Source organism: Novimethylophilus kurashikiensis, from assembly GCF_003112435.1.
Taxonomy (GTDB): Bacteria; Pseudomonadota; Gammaproteobacteria; order Burkholderiales; family Methylophilaceae; genus Novimethylophilus; species Novimethylophilus kurashikiensis.
This window is the reverse complement of the sequence record NZ_BDOQ01000013.1, coordinates 24515-41066: the sequence shown is the minus strand read 5'-3', so window position 1 is coordinate 41066 and position 16552 is coordinate 24515. Positions and strand designations below refer to the sequence as shown.

Below are 16552 nucleotides of genomic sequence, written 5' to 3'. Positions count from 1 at the left end.
TCCGCATGCCATCCACGATGGCCTTTTTTCCAATGTCTATCATTTCGTGCGGTTAACGTCCGCAAGAATAAATGGCATTCATCCCTCAAAATATTACCGTGAGGTAATAAATCATTTAAGACAGAATAGAATTATTCTTATAATTACCCATCGGTAATATTTGTTGTCCTATTTGTTAAAACCCCTTACTATGTTACTCAACGGTAACTTTTTTAAGGGACAAGTTCATGGCACACTCAGGCCCTAAAAACTCTCATTCCCTAACTCTCCAAGCAAGAATACAAACCGCCGAAGAGTTGGGTCGATTCTTGCGTCAATTCCGGCAATCGCAAAATCTGTCGCAAGCCGATGTCATCGGTCTCGCCAACACAGGCAATCGATTTATCGTCGAACTGGAAAAAGGCAAGCCAACCGTCCAACTGCAAAAGGTGCTGGATGTGATCGACTTGCTGGGCCTGGAACTTGTAATACAGAAAAAAGGCACTAGGCCATGAGCGAGGCTCGGTCACTCAATCTCTACCACGACACTCAGCTGGTCGGGAGTCTGTTCGATCTCCACCCGCTCAAATTCGTTTATGCCGCCGATTGGTTAACTCAGCCATTTGCCAAGCCCATAGCCCCTGCCCTCAGTTTGGACCGTCAGGAACATGCTGGCGAAGCGGTGGAAGCCTATTTTGAAAACCTTCTGCCGGAAGCGAATTTGCGCGATTTGCTCAAAATCAAATACCAGGTGAGCACCTTATTCGGTTTGCTCGCTGCAGTAGGGGGCGATACTGCCAGCGCCTATACCCTGCTCCCCGCAGGAGAATCACCGCAGCCGCCTAAGTATCAAGCAACCACATGGGAAGCAATCGCCCAATCGTTGCGTCCAACTGAAGTATCACTAGCGCCTGAATCGCAAAACGAGGGAACACGTATCTCGCTTGCAGGAGCCCAATTCAAAAAAAGCCTGCTATTGATGCCGGATGGGACGCCTGCTCTGCCGCTGGGCAATGCGCCTTCTTCTCATATTCTTAAGCCCAATATCGGCAATCTGGAAGGGGTATGGGCTTCGGCACTGAATGAAGTCTTTATGATGAAACTGGCTCGGGCAATTGGTCTTGAAACAGCAGAAATCGAGTATCAACTAGTCGCCAAGTCCGCCTTGATCAAGCGCTATGACCGGATGTTCAACGAAAAGGGAGCACTTTTAAGACTGCATCAGTTGGATTTATGCCAACTGGATGGGAAACCATCGACCATCAAATACGAATCCGATGGTGGCCCCTCGCTCGCCAGATGCCGTCACTTGCTACAGACGCATGGGGTGCCAGCCATGGATATCAAACGGCTGATCGAGTGGGTGTTTTTTAATTTGTTCATCGGCAATCATGATAGCCATGCAAAAAACCTTTCCATCTACTATCCCCCTCAAGGCGGCGCGCGCTTGGCGCCTTTCTACGATTTGCTCTCTACATCGCTTTATCCGGGATTATCGCGAACTTTTGCATTCAAGATCGGCGGTGAGAATATCCCCGGCAAAATCGAAATAAGCCATATCGAAACCATGGCCCGCGAACTAGGGTTCAAGCCGAAATACGTGCTGAAGATTGTGAATACAATTGCCGCGAGCTTATTGGCCTGTATTGATGCCGTGACTACCGACCTCAGCCCTATTGCAAGTCCCGGAACAGAAAGATCGCTGCTGGAGCGGCTGAATCAACACATCACAGGAAATACCCGACGGTTACAGGCACGATGGGGAATCTAAGCGCTATTGGAACGTTTACCCTTTGCAACTCGACCGACTAAGCGCCACTTTTTGCCGTAATTCATACCAACCCATCAAGAGGACTCGCTACACCACGGCCGCCCTTGTTCAGCACATGCGTGTAAATCATCGTGGTCGAAAGGTCGGAATGGCCGAGCAGCTCTTGCACAGTGCGGATATCGTAGCCGCCTTCGAGTAAATGAGTAGCGAAGGAATGACGGAAAGTATGGGGTGTGGCGAGCTTAGCAATTCCGCTTGCCGTGACGGCTTTTTTCACTGAGCGTTGCAACAATTTTTCGTTGATATGGTGCCGCCGCTCCCGGCCACTACGCGGATCAACAGAATAGCTCCCGGAGCAAAATACATACTGCCAAGCCCATTCTGTAGCGGGATTAGGATATTTACGCGCCAACGCATCGGGCAAATAAACCTCGGCCATCCCATAGGCAACATCGTCTTCGTAGAGTTTTCTCCGCCTGGCCAAATGCTCGCGAAGCGGAGTCACCGCCAATTGTGGCAGCATCGTCACCCTATCCTTGGCACCCTTGCCGTCGCGGATCAAAATTTCGCCACGGTCGAAATCAATATCCTTCACGCGTAACCGGCAACACTCCATCAACCGCATCCCGGTGCCATAAAGCAACCGGGCCATCAGGCCATAGGTGCCTTCCATGCGATCCAGAATTTTCCCCACTTCGGCCTTTGTAAGCACAGTTGGCAAACGTTGCGGCTTTTTAGCCCTGATGACCTTATCGAGCCAGGGAAGCTCGGTTTTCAATATCTCGCGATAAAGAAACAACAAGGCGGACAAAGCCTGATTCTGCGTGGAGGCCGAAACGCCGCCCACCGTCGCCAAATGCGTCAGGAACTACCCAACCTCGTCCTCGCCCATTTCGCGAGGGTGCCGTTTGTTGTGGTAAAGAATAAACCGCTTTATCCAGTGCAGATATTGCGTTTCGGTGCGGATACTGTAATGTTTGGTTCTAAGCCGCTCGCGCACCTGATCAAGCAGTTTTGGCGAATGAGGTGTGTTTTGCAGATGGCTATTCATGATTTTTTCTTATAGTTATTGAAAAACCAAATAATTAGAAAAACAATGCCTCCGATTATAAACCTCGTTTTTCCAAGTTATGCGCCTGTGCAGGTGTATATACAACGTTAGCCCTCAACAAATGTACGTGCCAAATAAAATTGATCCTTCGACGCGCACATGGAATATTTTTCTATCCACCTGCCTTTTGCTTTATGGAACAGTCGGTGTCTACGTCGATGATATTTATATCCCAGGCAAGCGAACTCCAGGAACCCACTTTCATGGAGAACCAGCTTGGCTTCTATATGCAGCGATGATTTGCGCTTCTCTAAATATGCTTTCTGTCGTGGTTGACCATTACGACATAAGAAACAATGAAATCAATTACAAACGTTTTGCCAAGGTCACCCAGTTTCTAGGTTGGGGCCTGTTCATTTTGGCTTTGGTTTTGGATTTATTTGTGTTCCATAAAGGTACGCGTCATTAATCATGTCAAACAAATCGGCTAACTCATCCATCAAGCGGGACGCTGCGCCGACGCGCACCGCCCCTTATGTCAAACGTTAAACAATCTCTCCAAAGGAAAATAATAAAAATGGGGTCCACTATTCTACTGCTGGTTGTTTTCACCGTTGTAATAGCCTTTTTGGCCGCGCTCAAAAACAAAGGTCAAGGCAGCATAAGCGATGAGGTTTGGCCGTTTTATGCGAAAAAGCCGCTTTCCCAACCTGAGCAAGTTCTCTATTTCCGGCTTGTACAAGCCCTGCCTGAGCATATTGTCCTGGCTCAAGTCCAGCTTTCGCGTTTGCTTGGCGTTAAAAAAGGCAATAACTACCAGGCTTGGTTTAACCGCATCAATCGTATGAGTGCGGATTTTGTCGTGTGCAAAAAAGATTCGAGCATTGTTGCGGTCATCGAGCTAGACGATGCTACCCATCAAAAAGAGGATCGACAGGCGGCTGACGCAAAAAAAGACAAAGCGTTGGCATCAGCCGATATTCGAGTCATTCGTTGGCAAGCGAAGGCAATTCCGGATGTTGCTGCTATTCAAACCGCATTCTCGCCTAACACTGTAACTACGTTTGATAAAGAAATCGCAAACTAGGCATCAGATGTACCCGGCCGACGCATAGGCCGGGGAGTTCCCCTCAGTCTTTTACTCAGCCCCAGCGCTATGTGCGCTACCGTACCGTAGCCCTAATCATCTCCCCCTACCCTGTGGCGCATGGATACCACGACATTGACCGTGCGTCATGGCGCCCAGGTATTGGGCGCATTCATCGACGCTGCTACTTTTGAATCTTGCATCGAGACCGTTGGGCGTTGGGCAGATGCCCGGCAATCGCGTTATTTATGCTTTTGCAATGTGCATGCGGTGGTCGAGATGCAGCGCAATCGCGGGTTGGAGCAGGCGCTTTCGGAAGCCGACATGGTTCTGCCCGACGGCATGCCGGTGGCGTGGATGCTACGGCGGCTGGGGTTCTCCCGGCAGGAGCGCATCAACGGGCCGGACTTCATGCACAAGTATTGCGAATATGCCGAAAAGCACGGCAAATCGATTTATTTCTACGGCAGTACTTCCAACACACTTGCCGCTCTCAAATGCTGGGCAGCGCTGGAGTTTCCCGATCTCAAGATCGCCGGGAGCATTTCTCCGCCTTTCCGCGATCTCACGCCGGAAGAGGACGAAACCGTGATCCGGCATATCAATGCTTCCGGCGCCGGCGTGCTGTTTGTCGGACTGGGATGCCCCAAGCAGGAACAATGGATGGCGGCGCATCGCGACCGAATCCACGCGGTGATGGTAGGCGTAGGCGCGGCTTTCGACTACCACGCCGGCACATTGAAGCGCGCACCTTTGTGGATGCAGCGGACCGGCCTGGAGTGGCTGTACCGCTTGTGTTGCGAGCCGCGTCGCTTGTGGAAACGCTATCTCGTCACCAATACCTTGTTCGTGGCCGGTGCACTGCGTCAACTCGTCGGTTATCGCCTCAAAACCTGAACGCATCCCAAAGAGCGCTAGCGAACAGAAGCCCATCTGCAAGGCGCAAATAATGCGCCATCGGCCTACCTGCATGCCAAACGCCTGTGTTTACAGGAAGAGTCATGAGACGGGCATTCGTAGGCCGATATCCGTCGCTCGCCTAGACGTCTAGCTTTGCACACCAGGGAGAAAAAACATGAACCAGAAGCGCGTGTTGTTGTTCACGATGGGCGGCTGGTCTCACAGCAACGAGGCCATCATCCAGCAACTCGAAAGCAAACTTCCTCGCGCGCGCATCCGGGTAGTGGATTTGCTGGAGCAGTTGAAACGCGACAAACGCGCATGGCTCGCTTACCTGCTCGATCTCCCGGTCATGGCCTGGCAGGCGTTGCTGGATCGCGGATTCGACAAGAGCAACTTGCTCTACGCGCCAGCCACGTCTCGCTTCATCAACCACCTGGCGCGCCGCATCACGCGCGAGTTTCAGCCCGATTTTACGGTACAGACCACCACCCGCTTCGACGCTTCGTCGGACGATGTGCCGCACTTCACCATCATCGACGTCACCTTAGCTTCGGTACGGCAGCGCTACATCGACCTTTACCAATCCACCGAACGCGCGCTGGACCATTTGCACGCCTTCCAGCACCGTGTGTTCCAGCGGTCTACGGCGATCTTCGCCATGGGGCAATACGTGCGGCATTCGCTGATCTGGGATTACCGCATGCCGCCGCGCCGCGTGTTCGCCATCGGGTCCGGACCGAACATCGAGATGGGCGAGCGAGCCAAGCTGGTCGGCTCGAAAAAAGTCCTGTTCGTCGGCACCGACTGGAAGCGCAAGGGCGGCCCCGTGCTGCTCGACGCCTTCCGCATGATTCGCCAATATCACCCGGATGCCGAACTTTTCATCGTCGGCTGCACCCCGGATATCCAGGAACACAACGTCCATGTCATCGGCCGCGTCGCTCGGGAAGACTTGCATTTGTATTTCACCGGCGCCCGCGTGTTCGCCCTGCCGACCGAATTGGAAGCCTTCGGCATTGCGTTTGTCGAGGCCATGCATTTCGGCTTGCCCATCCTGGGCACGGCCATCGGCGCAGTGCCGGAACTGGTGGAAATCGGCGTCAACGGCTACCTGGTCAAGCCCGGCAATGCAGAGGCGCTGGCACGCGCGCTGGATCGCTTGCTCGATGACGACAAGCTGGCCCTGCAAATGGGGGAAGCCTCGTATCAACGTGCCAAGCGCTACACCTGGGATCGGGCAGGCGACATCCTGTGCGGCAAGATGATCGAACTGGCCCGAGAAAACCCGCGCATCCCCGATGTGCGGGCGCCCAAATTCAAGCTGGAACAACTAGGGGTTTGATGGCTTCCGTACGCGCGCCCATCCTCGTTACCGGCGGCACGGGCTATATCGGTTCGCATACCGTGGTCGAACTCATGGCCGCGGGACGCGATGTCTTTATCATCGACAACTATTGCAACAGCAAACCCAGTGTCCTCGACCGCATCGAACAGATCGCCGGACGACGTCCCGGGTTCTTGCAGCTGGACTTGCGCGACCGTGCCGGTTTACAAGCGCTTTTCTCCGCCCAGCCTTTCGACGCCGTCGTGCATTTTTCCGGGCTCAAGGCGGTGGGAGAATCGGTCAGCCAATCCCTCAAGTATTACGACAATAATGTGGCCGGCAGCGTCATTCTGTTCAACGCCATGGCCGAGGCCGGGATCAAGAAACTGGTTTTCTCCTCGTCTGCCACGGTCTACGGCGACCCGCACAGCGTTCCCATCCGGGAGGATTTTCCGCTCTCGGCAACCAACCCCTACGGGCGTTCCAAGCTGATGATCGAGGATATTCTGCGCGATGCCTCTGTCTCGGATCAGGATTGGCGCATCGGCATCCTGCGCTATTTCAATCCCGTCGGTGCGCACGAGTCGGGGCTTATAGGCGAAGATCCCAACGGCATTCCCAACAACCTCATGCCCTACATCGCCCAGGTTGCAGTGGGCAAGCTGCAACAGCTCGCCGTGTTCGGCGACGACTACCCCACGCCCGACGGCACCGGCGTGCGCGATTACATCCACGTGGTGGATCTGGCGCAGGGCCATGTGGCGGCGCTCGACGTGCTGGACAACAGGCACGGGTTGTTCACCGTCAACCTGGGCACCGGCCACGGTTATAGCGTGCTGGAAATGGTGCAGGCCTTCAGCCGGGCCAGCGGGCACGAAATTCCTTATCGAATCGCGCCTCGCCGTCCCGGCGATATTGCGCAATGCTATGCCGACCCCTCTCTGGCGCAACAGCTGCTCGGCTGGCAGGCCACGCGCGGCATCGACCAGATGTGTTCGGACGTATGGCATTGGCAGTCGCACGAAGCGCAAACCGCTCAATAAGTGCGCTGGCGTACAGAACAGGGAGTTTCAGAGGTTCAGTCTACTCAGCTTTATTGCTCACTTTTCGGACATCCACCATGACCACCAAGCACGCGCAATACACCGTCATTGCCGTCTTCAACGACCATGACGACGTCGACAGCGCGGTCGGCAAACTCATCGACGCCGGCTGCGACATGGAAAATTTCAGCATTATCGGTAAAGGCTATAACAGCGAGGAAAAAGTCGTCGGCTTCTACAATACCGGCGCAAGGATGAAATTCTGGGGCAAGGCCGGCGCATTCTGGGGCGGGCTTTGGGGCTTGTTCCTGGGCGGCGCCGTCGTCACGCTGCCGCCGACCGGCCCAGTCGTGGTCTTGGGCAAGCTCGCCGCCATGCTGATCGCCTCCATCGAGGGCGCCATTGTAGTGGGCGGTCTATCTACCTTGGGCGCCGCGCTCTATAGTCTGGGCATCCCCAAGAACAGCGTGCTGCATTACGAGCTTGCGCTGAAGAAAGACGAATTTTTACTGCTGGCGCACGGCGCGGTTGAAGAAATGATCAAGGCCACGACCGTGATTGAAACCACCAGGACCTCGGTGCTGGATGTGTATAAGCCGTTCAAGGCACCGGCGTTGAGGGATGAGTTGTTTTCGGCGTAAGCAGCTGCTCGGCTTGCTTACTGGCTAAACTCAAGGGGCGGACTCACCCTGTCCGCCTTCGATTTCGAGCACGCGCTGGACCTGCATCTGGCTCTCGATACTCAAGGGTTGAGAATAAGGAAGGATTTTTTGTTCCCAGTGCGACCGCTCCCAGGTATTCGATCCATGATAGGTGTAGATATACAGATGGGATTTGTCCAGGCCGGTGAGCTTTCTTTCCGAGAGCAATCGTTCGATGACAACCGTGTCCTCTCCCTTGGAGAGCTCCGGATATTTAGGTAATGCCTCGCGCGCAGCCAGAATGCTGCCCTCCCATGCTCGCGTTGCAGACAGATACGCCATTTTGGTCAATTCATCGAAGATGATCCAACGCATCAACACACACACCGGCCGCTCGCTTTGTTGAATGGCGGTCATCTGCTCCGCCAAGCGCTCGGGGCCGTGCCAATCGTCGTCGTCCCACTGCGCCAGATAATGGCCCCGACTGAACTCAATTGAAATATTACGTAGGGCACCTAGAGCAAGCTTGGGAGAGGTTCTGACTTCCAGCGGGCGAATTATCGGTGAATCGATGCTCGCAAGATACTCCCGTGTCTCCGGGTCGTCTGCTTCGTAAATAACGACGAGCTCCCGATTCGGATAAGTTTGGTTCTGGAAACACGACACCGCCCGCTTCAGCATCGGCACGCGGTTGCGAGTCACGCACAAACAGGAAATCAAAGGATCGTTCAAAATGGGGCCAGAAGACGAGGTCATGGGAATGCAGGATAAAGCTCGCGGCGCAGGAAGATGGCATCCATTTCCAACAGATATGGAAAATGGCCGTAGTTGTTGGGAAATAAAGCACACAACGCGTAGCCCAAGTCATTCAGAGTTTGCACTGCCTCATCAAAGCCGGCCGCGCCTTCATAAAGCGGCTGGAATCCGACCTCGAGCTGGATGGCGGGAAAATGGCGTAGTGCCTGGGCGGCGCCTCGAAGAATACGCAGTTCGTTCCCTTGCGTATCGAGCTTCAACAACCCTCGGGAAAATGGCGGGACCTCACTGACGGCATCATCGAGCGCGATGACGTCAACCTCAATCACCTCGCGTATCGTGTGCTGGCCGAAAAAGCGGCCTTCGAACTGCTTGCTGGGTGCGAGCAGCGAGCTGAACTGGTCGCCTGCCATGACGTTGAAAGCAGCCCGGCCTCGGCGGTCGTCCAAGGCACATTCTTTTACCTGCCAGGACGGGTCTTGCGAGCTTAGCGTTTTAAGTTGAGCCACCGCGCGCGGAATAGGCTCGAAGCTTATGAGCGGTCCACGATATCCCATATGGTGACGCATCAGGAGCCCGTACTGGCCGATATTGGCGCCCACGTCGAAAACCATGTCGACATCGATCATGCTCATCACCCGACCAAGCGTGTACTCGCCATAGATAATGCCGAGATCTTCCTTGCGTATCGTACGCTGTGCTGTGGATGGTTCCATGCTTTGGATGTTGGCCTTCAAGGTGCAGCCTTATCTGTTTTATGTGCAGGGAATCGTGTCGCATTTCATTAGGAAATGCAAATGTTCGCAGGAGCGCCAGGCTGTCGAAAGCATTGAAATAGAACGCCCTAAAAGCAAAAAGCCGAGATTGAACTCGGCTTTTTGTTTGCTACCAGCAGAAATCTCTCAGGTACGTTCTGCGATAAAGCTTTTTATCGCATTCGCATCCGCTGCCATCACTTCGAAACGCTGCGGCAAATCTTCCAGCCCGACCAGGTCGGCAGGACGCTCCGGCGTGTGACCCAAGGCTTCCTGAATGGCATCTTCGAACTTGGCCGGCAATGCAGTTTCGAGCACGACCAGGTTGTCTCCGCGTTCGCGGCATTCCAGCCCCACTTTGAGGCCGTCAGCGGTGTGCGTATCGATGGTGACGCCGTATTCGTCGTGGACCCAGCGGATCATCTTCATGCGCATCTCGTGGTTGCTGGCGCCAGAGACGAAGCCGTAGTCGCCCACCTTGGCGAAATAACCGCCTTCGTTGAGGTCGAAGGCCCCACCCTGGTCCACCTCGCTCCATAGCTCGCGCATCTTGGCGCTATCGCGGCCCACCAAGTCGAACACAAAGCGTTCAAAGTTGGAAGCCTTGCTGATGTCCATGGACGGGCTGCTGGTGTGGTAGGTGTGGGCGGAGTCGCGCGGACGATAAACACCGGTGCGGAAGAATTCGTCCAGCACGTCGTTTTCGTTGGTGGCAACGATGAGCTTGTCGATGGGCAGGCCCATCATTCTGGCGATGTGCCCGGCGCAGATGTTACCGAAGTTGCCGGACGGTACCGAGAAGCTGACCTTTTCGCTGTTGCTTTGGGTAACCGCGAAATAGCCCTTGAAGTAGTACACGATCTGCGCCGCGACGCGCGCCCAGTTGATCGAGTTGACGGCCCCGATCTTGTGCTTGGCCTTGAAGGCGTGATCGTTGGAGACGGCCTTGACGATATCCTGGGCATCGTCGAACACGCCCTTGACGGCGATGTTGAAGATGTTGGGATCTTGCAGGCTGAACATCTGCGCGGTCTGGAAGCGGCTCATCTTCTGGTGCGGCGAGAGCATGAACACCTTGATGCCCTTCTTGCCGCGCATGGCATATTCGGCCGCAGAGCCGGTATCGCCGGAGGTCGCGCCCAGGATGTTGATCTCCTGGCCGACCTTATCCAGCACGTACTCAAACAGGTTGCCCAGCAACTGCATGGCCATGTCCTTGAAGGCCAGGGTCGGGCCGTTGGAGAGCGACAAGAGGCTCAAGTGCGGTTCCAACGTCAGCGTAGGCGTGATATCGGCCGCATTCTGTCCGGCGCGCACATGGCAATAGACTTCGGGGCGATAGGTTTTATCGACGATGGTGCGCAGGTCAGTAGCCGGAATGTCATCGATGAAACGCGACAGGATGGTGAACGCAAGATCGGCGTAGCTCATGCCGCGCATGGCGGTGAGGTCGGCGTCGCTGAAATGCGGATAGCTTTCCGGCAAGTACAGACCGCCGTCGGGGGCGAGGCCGCCGAGCAGGATTTGCGAGAAGCTTTGTGCGGGGGAATTACCGCGGGTGCTGATGTATTTCATGTCTGGACCTTCACTGCCGTCATTCCTGGCTTGCCCAGGAATCCAGTTTTTACGCTGCTGGGTTCCGCTTAGCGGCCCCGGAATGACGGGGTTGGGTTGTTATCTCGATAACGATTCCATGCGGATACGGATCACCTTGCCGTTGATGGTCGGCAGAGCTTCGATCTTGGCGATGGCCTGGTTGATGTTCCTCTCCACCGTGATGTGGGTGAGGATGATGATATCGGCCTGGTCTTCGCCCTCGTCGGGTTCCTTTTGCAGCATGGCGTCGATGGAAATCTCCTGGTCGGCCAGGATGCGCGTGATGTCGGCCAGCACGCCGGGCTTGTCCTGGGCACGAAGACGCAGATAGTACGACGTACGCACGTCTTCCATCGGCAGGATGGGCAGATCGGACAATTGATCCGGCTGGAAGGCCAGGTGCGGTACGCGATGGTGCGGATCGGCGGTGTGCATGCGAGTGACATCGACCAGGTCTGCAACCACGGAAGAAGCCGTCGGCTCAGCACCGGCACCGGCGCCGTAGTACATGGTCGGGCCGACTGCGTCGCCCATCACCAGCACGGCGTTCATGGCGCCGTTGACGTTGGCGATAAGGCGCTTTTCCGGAATCAGCGTGGGGTGCACGCGCAATTCGACGCCCTTCTCGGTCTTGCGGGTGATCCCCAGCAATTTGACGCGATACCCCAGTTCCTCGGCGTAACGGATATCGTCGCCGGTCAGCTTGGTGATGCCCTCGGTATAAGCCTTGTCGAACTGCATCGGGATACCGAAGCCGATCGCGGACATGATGGTGAGCTTATGGGCGGCGTCGATACCTTCCACGTCGAACGTGGGGTCAGCTTCCGCATAACCCAATCGTTGCGCTTCCTTGAGCACGTCGGCGAAATCCAGGCCCTTCTCGCGCATCTCGGTGAGGATGAAATTGGTGGTGCCGTTGATGATGCCGGCGATCCATTCGATGCGGTTGGCGGTGAGGCCTTCACGTAGTGCCTTGATGATGGGGATGCCGCCGGCGACTGCCGCTTCGAACGCGACAATCACGCCCTTCTTTTGCGCCGCGGCAAAAATCTCGTTGCCATGCACGGCCAGCAAGGCCTTGTTGGCGGTCACGACGTGCTTGCCGTTTTCGATGGCCTTGAGCACCAACTCCTTGGCGACGGTGTAGCCGCCTATCAGTTCGACCACGATATCGACATTGGGGTCGGTGACCACGGCAAAGGCGTCGTCGGTAACCTCTACTTCGCCCTTGGTCACCTCTTTCGCCAGCGCCAGGTTGCGGTCGGCTACCTTGACGATGCGGATGGGGCGGCCCGCACGGCGGGTGATTTCTTCCTGGTTACGGGTGAGCACGGTGTACGTGCCGCCGCCGACGGTGCCGATGCCAAGCAAGCCTACGTTGATGGGTTTCATAAATTCTCGTTACTTTTCAAAAATTCAAGCAGCTACTGCGTGTTTCTTGCGATAGCCGTCCAGGAAGCGCGCGATGCGACCAATGGATTCGGTAAGGTCGTCGGCGTTGGGCAGGAACACCACGCGCAGGTGGTCGGGGTGCGGCCAGTTGAAGCCCGTACCCTGCACCAGCAGCACCTTTTCCTCGATCAGGAGTTCGAGGATGAACTGCTGGTCGTCCTGGATCGGGTACATGGCCGGGTCGAGCCGCGGGAACAGGTACATCGCGCCCTTGGGCTTGTAGCAGGTGACGCCGGGGATATCGGTGAGCAGTTCCCAGGCGAGGTCGCGCTGGCGGCACAAACGGCCGGTAGGTGCGACGAGATCGTTGATGCTCTGGTAGCCGCCCAACGCGGTCTGAATGGCAAACTGGCCCGGCACGTTTGCGCAGAGGCGCATCGAGGCCAGCATATTGAGGCCTTCGATGTAGTCGCCAGCATGCTTCTTCTGCCCCGACACCACCATCCAGCCGGCGCGGTAGCCGCAGGAGCGGTAGTTCTTGGACAAACCGTTGAAGGTGACGAACAGCACGTCGTCCGCGAGCGAAGCGATGGAGGTGTGCTCGTTGCCGTCGTACAGCACCTTGTCGTAGATTTCGTCGGCGAAAATAATAAGCCCATGGTGGCGGGCGATCTCGATGATGCCTTCAAGGATTTCCCTAGGGTACAACGCCCCCGTGGGGTTGTTCGGGTTGATGACGACGATGCCGCGCGTGTTGGCGGTGATCTTGTTCTCGATATCCTTGAGATCGGGCAGCCAGCCGGATTGCTCGTCGCACAGGTAGTGGCGCGGCGTACCGCCAGACAGGCTTACGGCCGCCGTCCAGAGCGGATAGTCGGGCGCTGGGACCAGAACCTGGTCGCCGTTGTTGAGCAGCGCGTTCATCGCCATGACGATGAGCTCGGACACGCCGTTACCGATGAAGATATCGTCGATCTGCACGCCAGGAATATTCTTGCCCTGCGTGTAGTGCATGATCGCTTTGCGCGCCGCGAACAGACCCTTGGACTCGCTGTAGCCGGAGGCATCCGGCAGGTTGTGGATCACGTCCTGGACGATTTCCTCAGGCGCACCGAAGCCGAACGGCGCAGGATTGCCGATGTTGAGCTTGATGATGCGATGCCCTTCGTCTTCCATTTGACGGGCATGGGCGAGCACCGGGCCGCGGATGTCGTAGCAGACGTTATTGAGCTTGGACGATTTGAGTATGGGCTGCATAGCGACGGACGTCGGACAAACTGTCTGAATAAAATGTGATATTTTACTCGAAACGCTGAGTTACCGGTATTCCATGAAGCTTCACCTCACACGCCCCGACGGCAACAATCTCATCACAGGTTATGGCCCTGGCTGGGTGCAGATCAACGAAACCCGCCATACCGACAGTTTGATCATAATGCCGGGGCAACTGGTGCCCGAATGGCCGGTACCGGATTTCGCCCAATTGGCGGCAGAACATTTCGAAGAGGCCATCGCGTTGAAGCCGGAAGTCCTGCTGCTCGGCACCGGCGCCCGCATCAGCTTTCCGCCTGCAGCCTGCCTCAAGCTGCTGATCCATGCCGGCATCGGCTATGAAGTAATGGACACTGCCGCAGCCTGCCGCACGTATAACATCCTGATGGCAGAAGGCCGTAACGTAGCCGCCGCCTTGATCATCTAAACCATTCCCGCCATGAAAAACGGCCCGTCGAAACGGGCCGTCAAGCAACTCATCAAGCTTCTCACTCGTCTGCCTGACGCAGGCTTTCCACCTTGAATTTCACCGGCAGCTTCTGGCCCTTGCGAGCACGGCGCGAAATTTGGGCGGAAAGTTCGCCCCATTTGACGACGGTTTCCTGCGCCTTGCCGCCGCGACCGGTGCCGGACAACACTAGATTCGCGCCTTCCTTGAGCGGCGCAACTGCCGTGAGTTGATCGGCATCGCCCAACCCCATAAGGATCACGCCGCGCCCGGCCGCAAGCTCTTTCATTTCGCCGATGGGGAACACCAGCAACCGCCCGTCGCTGCTAAGGCCGGCTACGAACGCAGCATCGGCAGGCAGCGCCACCGGCGGCAGCACGTTTTCGCCCTCCTGCACCGTCATGAAGGTCTTGCCGGCGCGTTGACGCGTCGCCGTGTCCTTGGCGGCAGCGATGTAGCCGTAGCCGCCGGAATTCGCGAACAGGAATTTCTGTTCCTCCTTGCCCGATAGCAGCGCGACCACCTTGGCCTTGGGCGCCAGTTCGACCATGGAAGTCACCGGAGCGCCATCGCTGCGTCCGCCGGGAATGCTCGCAATGGGCAAGCTGTAGGCCCGCCCGGTCGAATCCAGGACGCTGATGGGATACGTGGTGCGCGTCTTCACCAACGCGAGCAGGCTGTCGCCGTCCTTGAAATTGATGGTGGCGAGATCGACGTCGTAGCCCTGCCGCTGCCGTACCCAGCCGTTCTTCGACAGGATAATCGTGCACGGCTCGTCGGGAATGGTGGCCGTCTTGTCCAGGCTAACGCGGTCCGCCGCCTCGATCAGGGTCCGCCGCTCGTCGCCGTACTTGGCGGCATCGGTTTCGATTTCGTTGATGATGAGATCGCGCATCACGGCGCGGTTGGCGAGGATGTTCTGCAACTCGCCCTCTTCGATGCGCAGGTCGTTGAGCTCGGATTCCACCTTGATTGCTTCCAGCCGCGCCAACTGCCGCAGGCGGATTTCCAGGATGTCCTCGGCCTGGATGTCCGTGAGCTTGAACGCCGTCATCAAGGCCGGCTTGGGCTCGTCAGACTCGCGGATGATGCGGATCACCTCGTCGATATTGAGCAGCACGGCCATGCGGCCTTCCAGGATGTGGATGCGCTTTTGCACCTTGTCGAGACGGGTCTCGGTCCGGCGACGCACGGTCACATACCGGAAGTCCACCCATTCGGAGAGGATCTGCACCACGCTCTTCTGCGCCGGCTTGCCGTTGAGTCCCAAGGCCACGAGGTTGATGGGCGCGGTGGTCTCCAGGCTGGTATGGGTGAGCAGGAGCGCGATGAACTGTTCCTGGTCCATGCGCGAGGAACGCGGCTCGATGACAATGCGTACAGCAGCATCCTTGCCCGATTCGTCGCGCAGCACTTCGATGGCATCCAGGAACACCTGCTTGAGCGCCTTCTGCTCGGCAGAGAGATCCTTCTTGCCGGCCTTGGGCTGGGGATCGGTGATCTCGCCCAGTTCTTCCAGCACCTTGCGCACCGAAACGCCGTAGGGCAGTTCGTTGACGACCATGCGCCACTGGCCGCGCGCCTGTTTTTCGATGTCCCAGCGGGCGCGAACCCGCAAGCTGCCGCGGCCGGTTTCGTAAGCCGCCTTGATTTCCGCCTGGCTGGAGATGATCTGCCCGCCGCCGGGAAAGTCCGGCCCCTGCACATGCTGCATCAGGTCGTCGGTGGTAAAGCTCGCGGGGTCGTCGCGCTGCATCAGCGCCACGGCTGCGGCGGCCATTTCGCGCATGTTGTGGGGCAAGCATTCCGTCGCCATGCCCACCGCAATGCCCGAGGCGCCATTAAGCAACAAGAACGGCATACGCGAAGGCAGGTCGGCCGGTTCTTCTTCCGAACCGTCGTAGTTGGGCACGAAATCGACCGTGCCTGCATCCACCTCGGAGAGCAGCAATTCGGCGTAGCGCGTGAGCCGCGCTTCTGTATAACGCATGGCGGCTGGGGTATCGCCGTCGAGCGAACCGAAGTTGCCCTGGCCATCCACCAGCGGGTAGCGCAATACGAAATCCTGCGCCATGCGCACCATGGCTTCATACGAGGCCGAATCGCCGTGCGGATGGTATTTACCGATCACGTCACCCACCACGCGTGCCGACTTGATCGGCTTGGCGTTAGACACCAGTCCCAGGCGGTGCATGGCGTAGAGGATTCGGCGCTGCACCGGCTTCTGGCCGTCGGAAACCGATGGAATGGCGCGATCCTTCACCACCGACAGCGCATACCGCATGTAGATGTTGTGCGTATATTCGCGGAGATTGTGATACTCGTCCTCGGGCAGTTGCTCGGGCTCCGGCAAGGGAGGTTCGGCCGGTGGCTCACTGTCTTGCCCGGCGGGCGGGATCACGGTCGGCAAGGCGTCCTGTTCGGCCGGGGTAGTCGCCGGCGGCGTCGCGTCCGGTTTGGGTGCAGGCTGCTCGGCCTCGGCAGCCGGCACCTCGGCGAAGAGATCCAAAGTTTCGTTGTCGCTCATGAAATTC

Annotated in this window: 15 protein-coding genes and 1 pseudogene; 9 read left to right on the top strand and 7 right to left on the bottom strand. The window is 56.9% G+C overall.

Annotation, left to right across the window (positions count from 1 at the left end):
• Positions 1–227: 227 nt before the first annotated feature.
• Positions 228–494, top strand: coding sequence for a helix-turn-helix domain-containing protein (locus tag NMK_RS12790; protein ID WP_109016154.1), 267 nt, complete (start codon positions 228–230; stop codon positions 492–494).
• Positions 491–1750: a type II toxin-antitoxin system HipA family toxin gene (locus tag NMK_RS12785; protein ID WP_109016153.1), complete on the top strand. Its 1260-nt coding sequence runs from the start codon at positions 491–493 to the stop codon at positions 1748–1750. Before NMK_RS12790 ends, NMK_RS12785 begins: the two co-directional genes overlap by 4 nt.
• A 61-nt stretch (positions 1751–1811) precedes the next feature.
• On the opposite strand, the pseudogene NMK_RS12780 reads toward NMK_RS12785, so the two are convergent.
• Positions 1812–2801 (bottom strand): annotated as a pseudogene (locus NMK_RS12780) (integron integrase).
• A 121-nt stretch (positions 2802–2922) separates the two neighbouring features.
• Here NMK_RS12780 and NMK_RS12770 point away from each other — a divergent pair.
• The 6 genes from NMK_RS12770 (at position 2923) to NMK_RS12745 (ending at position 7799) form a co-directional block, all read left to right on the top strand.
• Entirely contained in the window at positions 2923–3270 is a 348-nt protein-coding gene (locus NMK_RS12770) for a hypothetical protein (RefSeq protein ID WP_370848775.1), read from the top strand.
• Positions 3271–3378: 108 nt separating this feature from the next.
• Positions 3379–3888: a DUF2726 domain-containing protein gene (locus NMK_RS12765; RefSeq protein ID WP_181376278.1), complete on the top strand. Its 510-nt coding sequence runs from the start codon at positions 3379–3381 to the stop codon at positions 3886–3888.
• 120 nt (positions 3889–4008) lie between these two features.
• Positions 4009–4785 carry a WecB/TagA/CpsF family glycosyltransferase gene (locus NMK_RS12760; RefSeq protein ID WP_109016148.1) on the top strand — a complete coding sequence of 259 codons (777 nt, stop codon included), beginning with the start codon at positions 4009–4011 and terminating at the stop codon, positions 4783–4785.
• Between the two features lie 178 nt (positions 4786–4963).
• A complete protein-coding gene (locus NMK_RS12755) occupies positions 4964–6133 on the top strand; it encodes a glycosyltransferase family 4 protein (protein WP_109016147.1) in 1170 nt (389 codons plus the stop codon).
• Positions 6133–7158, top strand: a complete 1026-nt coding sequence (gene galE, locus NMK_RS12750) for a UDP-glucose 4-epimerase GalE (protein ID WP_109016146.1) — start codon at positions 6133–6135, stop codon at positions 7156–7158. Before NMK_RS12755 ends, galE begins: the two co-directional genes overlap by 1 nt.
• 77 nt (positions 7159–7235) lie before the next feature.
• Complete coding sequence (locus tag NMK_RS12745; RefSeq protein ID WP_109016145.1) at positions 7236–7799, top strand: DUF1269 domain-containing family protein; 564 nt, start codon at positions 7236–7238, stop codon at positions 7797–7799.
• 30 nt (positions 7800–7829) lie between these two features.
• Here NMK_RS12745 and NMK_RS12740 read toward each other — a convergent pair whose 3' ends face one another.
• The 5 genes from NMK_RS12740 to NMK_RS12720 all read right to left on the bottom strand — a co-directional run bounded on the left by NMK_RS12740 (position 7830) and on the right by NMK_RS12720 (position 13555).
• The gene (locus tag NMK_RS12740) at positions 7830–8555 is read right to left on the bottom strand and encodes a glycosyltransferase family 2 protein (protein ID WP_109016144.1); all 726 of its coding nucleotides are present in this window, start codon (positions 8553–8555) and stop codon (positions 7830–7832) included.
• Positions 8552–9292 (bottom strand): FkbM family methyltransferase, encoded by a 741-nt coding sequence (locus tag NMK_RS12735; protein WP_109016143.1) that lies wholly within the window; start codon positions 9290–9292, stop codon positions 8552–8554. Before NMK_RS12735 ends, NMK_RS12740 begins: the two co-directional genes overlap by 4 nt.
• A 165-nt stretch (positions 9293–9457) precedes the next feature.
• Complete coding sequence (gene thrC, locus NMK_RS12730; RefSeq protein WP_109016142.1) at positions 9458–10885, bottom strand: threonine synthase; 1428 nt, start codon at positions 10883–10885, stop codon at positions 9458–9460.
• A 99-nt stretch (positions 10886–10984) separates the two neighbouring features.
• Positions 10985–12298, bottom strand: a complete 1314-nt coding sequence (locus NMK_RS12725) for a homoserine dehydrogenase (RefSeq protein ID WP_109016141.1) — start codon at positions 12296–12298, stop codon at positions 10985–10987.
• Between the two features lie 24 nt (positions 12299–12322).
• The gene (locus NMK_RS12720) at positions 12323–13555 is read right to left on the bottom strand and encodes a pyridoxal phosphate-dependent aminotransferase (RefSeq protein WP_109016140.1); all 1233 of its coding nucleotides are present in this window, start codon (positions 13553–13555) and stop codon (positions 12323–12325) included.
• A gap of 73 nt (positions 13556–13628) precedes the next feature.
• Between NMK_RS12720 and NMK_RS12715 the strand changes: the two genes are divergently transcribed.
• Entirely contained in the window at positions 13629–13997 is a 369-nt protein-coding gene (locus NMK_RS12715) for an Mth938-like domain-containing protein (RefSeq protein WP_109016139.1), read from the top strand.
• 61 nt (positions 13998–14058) lie between these two features.
• On the opposite strand, the gene parC is transcribed toward NMK_RS12715, so the two are convergent.
• A complete protein-coding gene (gene parC, locus NMK_RS12710; protein WP_109016138.1) occupies positions 14059–16545 on the bottom strand; it encodes a DNA topoisomerase IV subunit A in 2487 nt (828 codons plus the stop codon).
• Between the last annotated feature and the right edge of the window lie 7 nt (positions 16546–16552).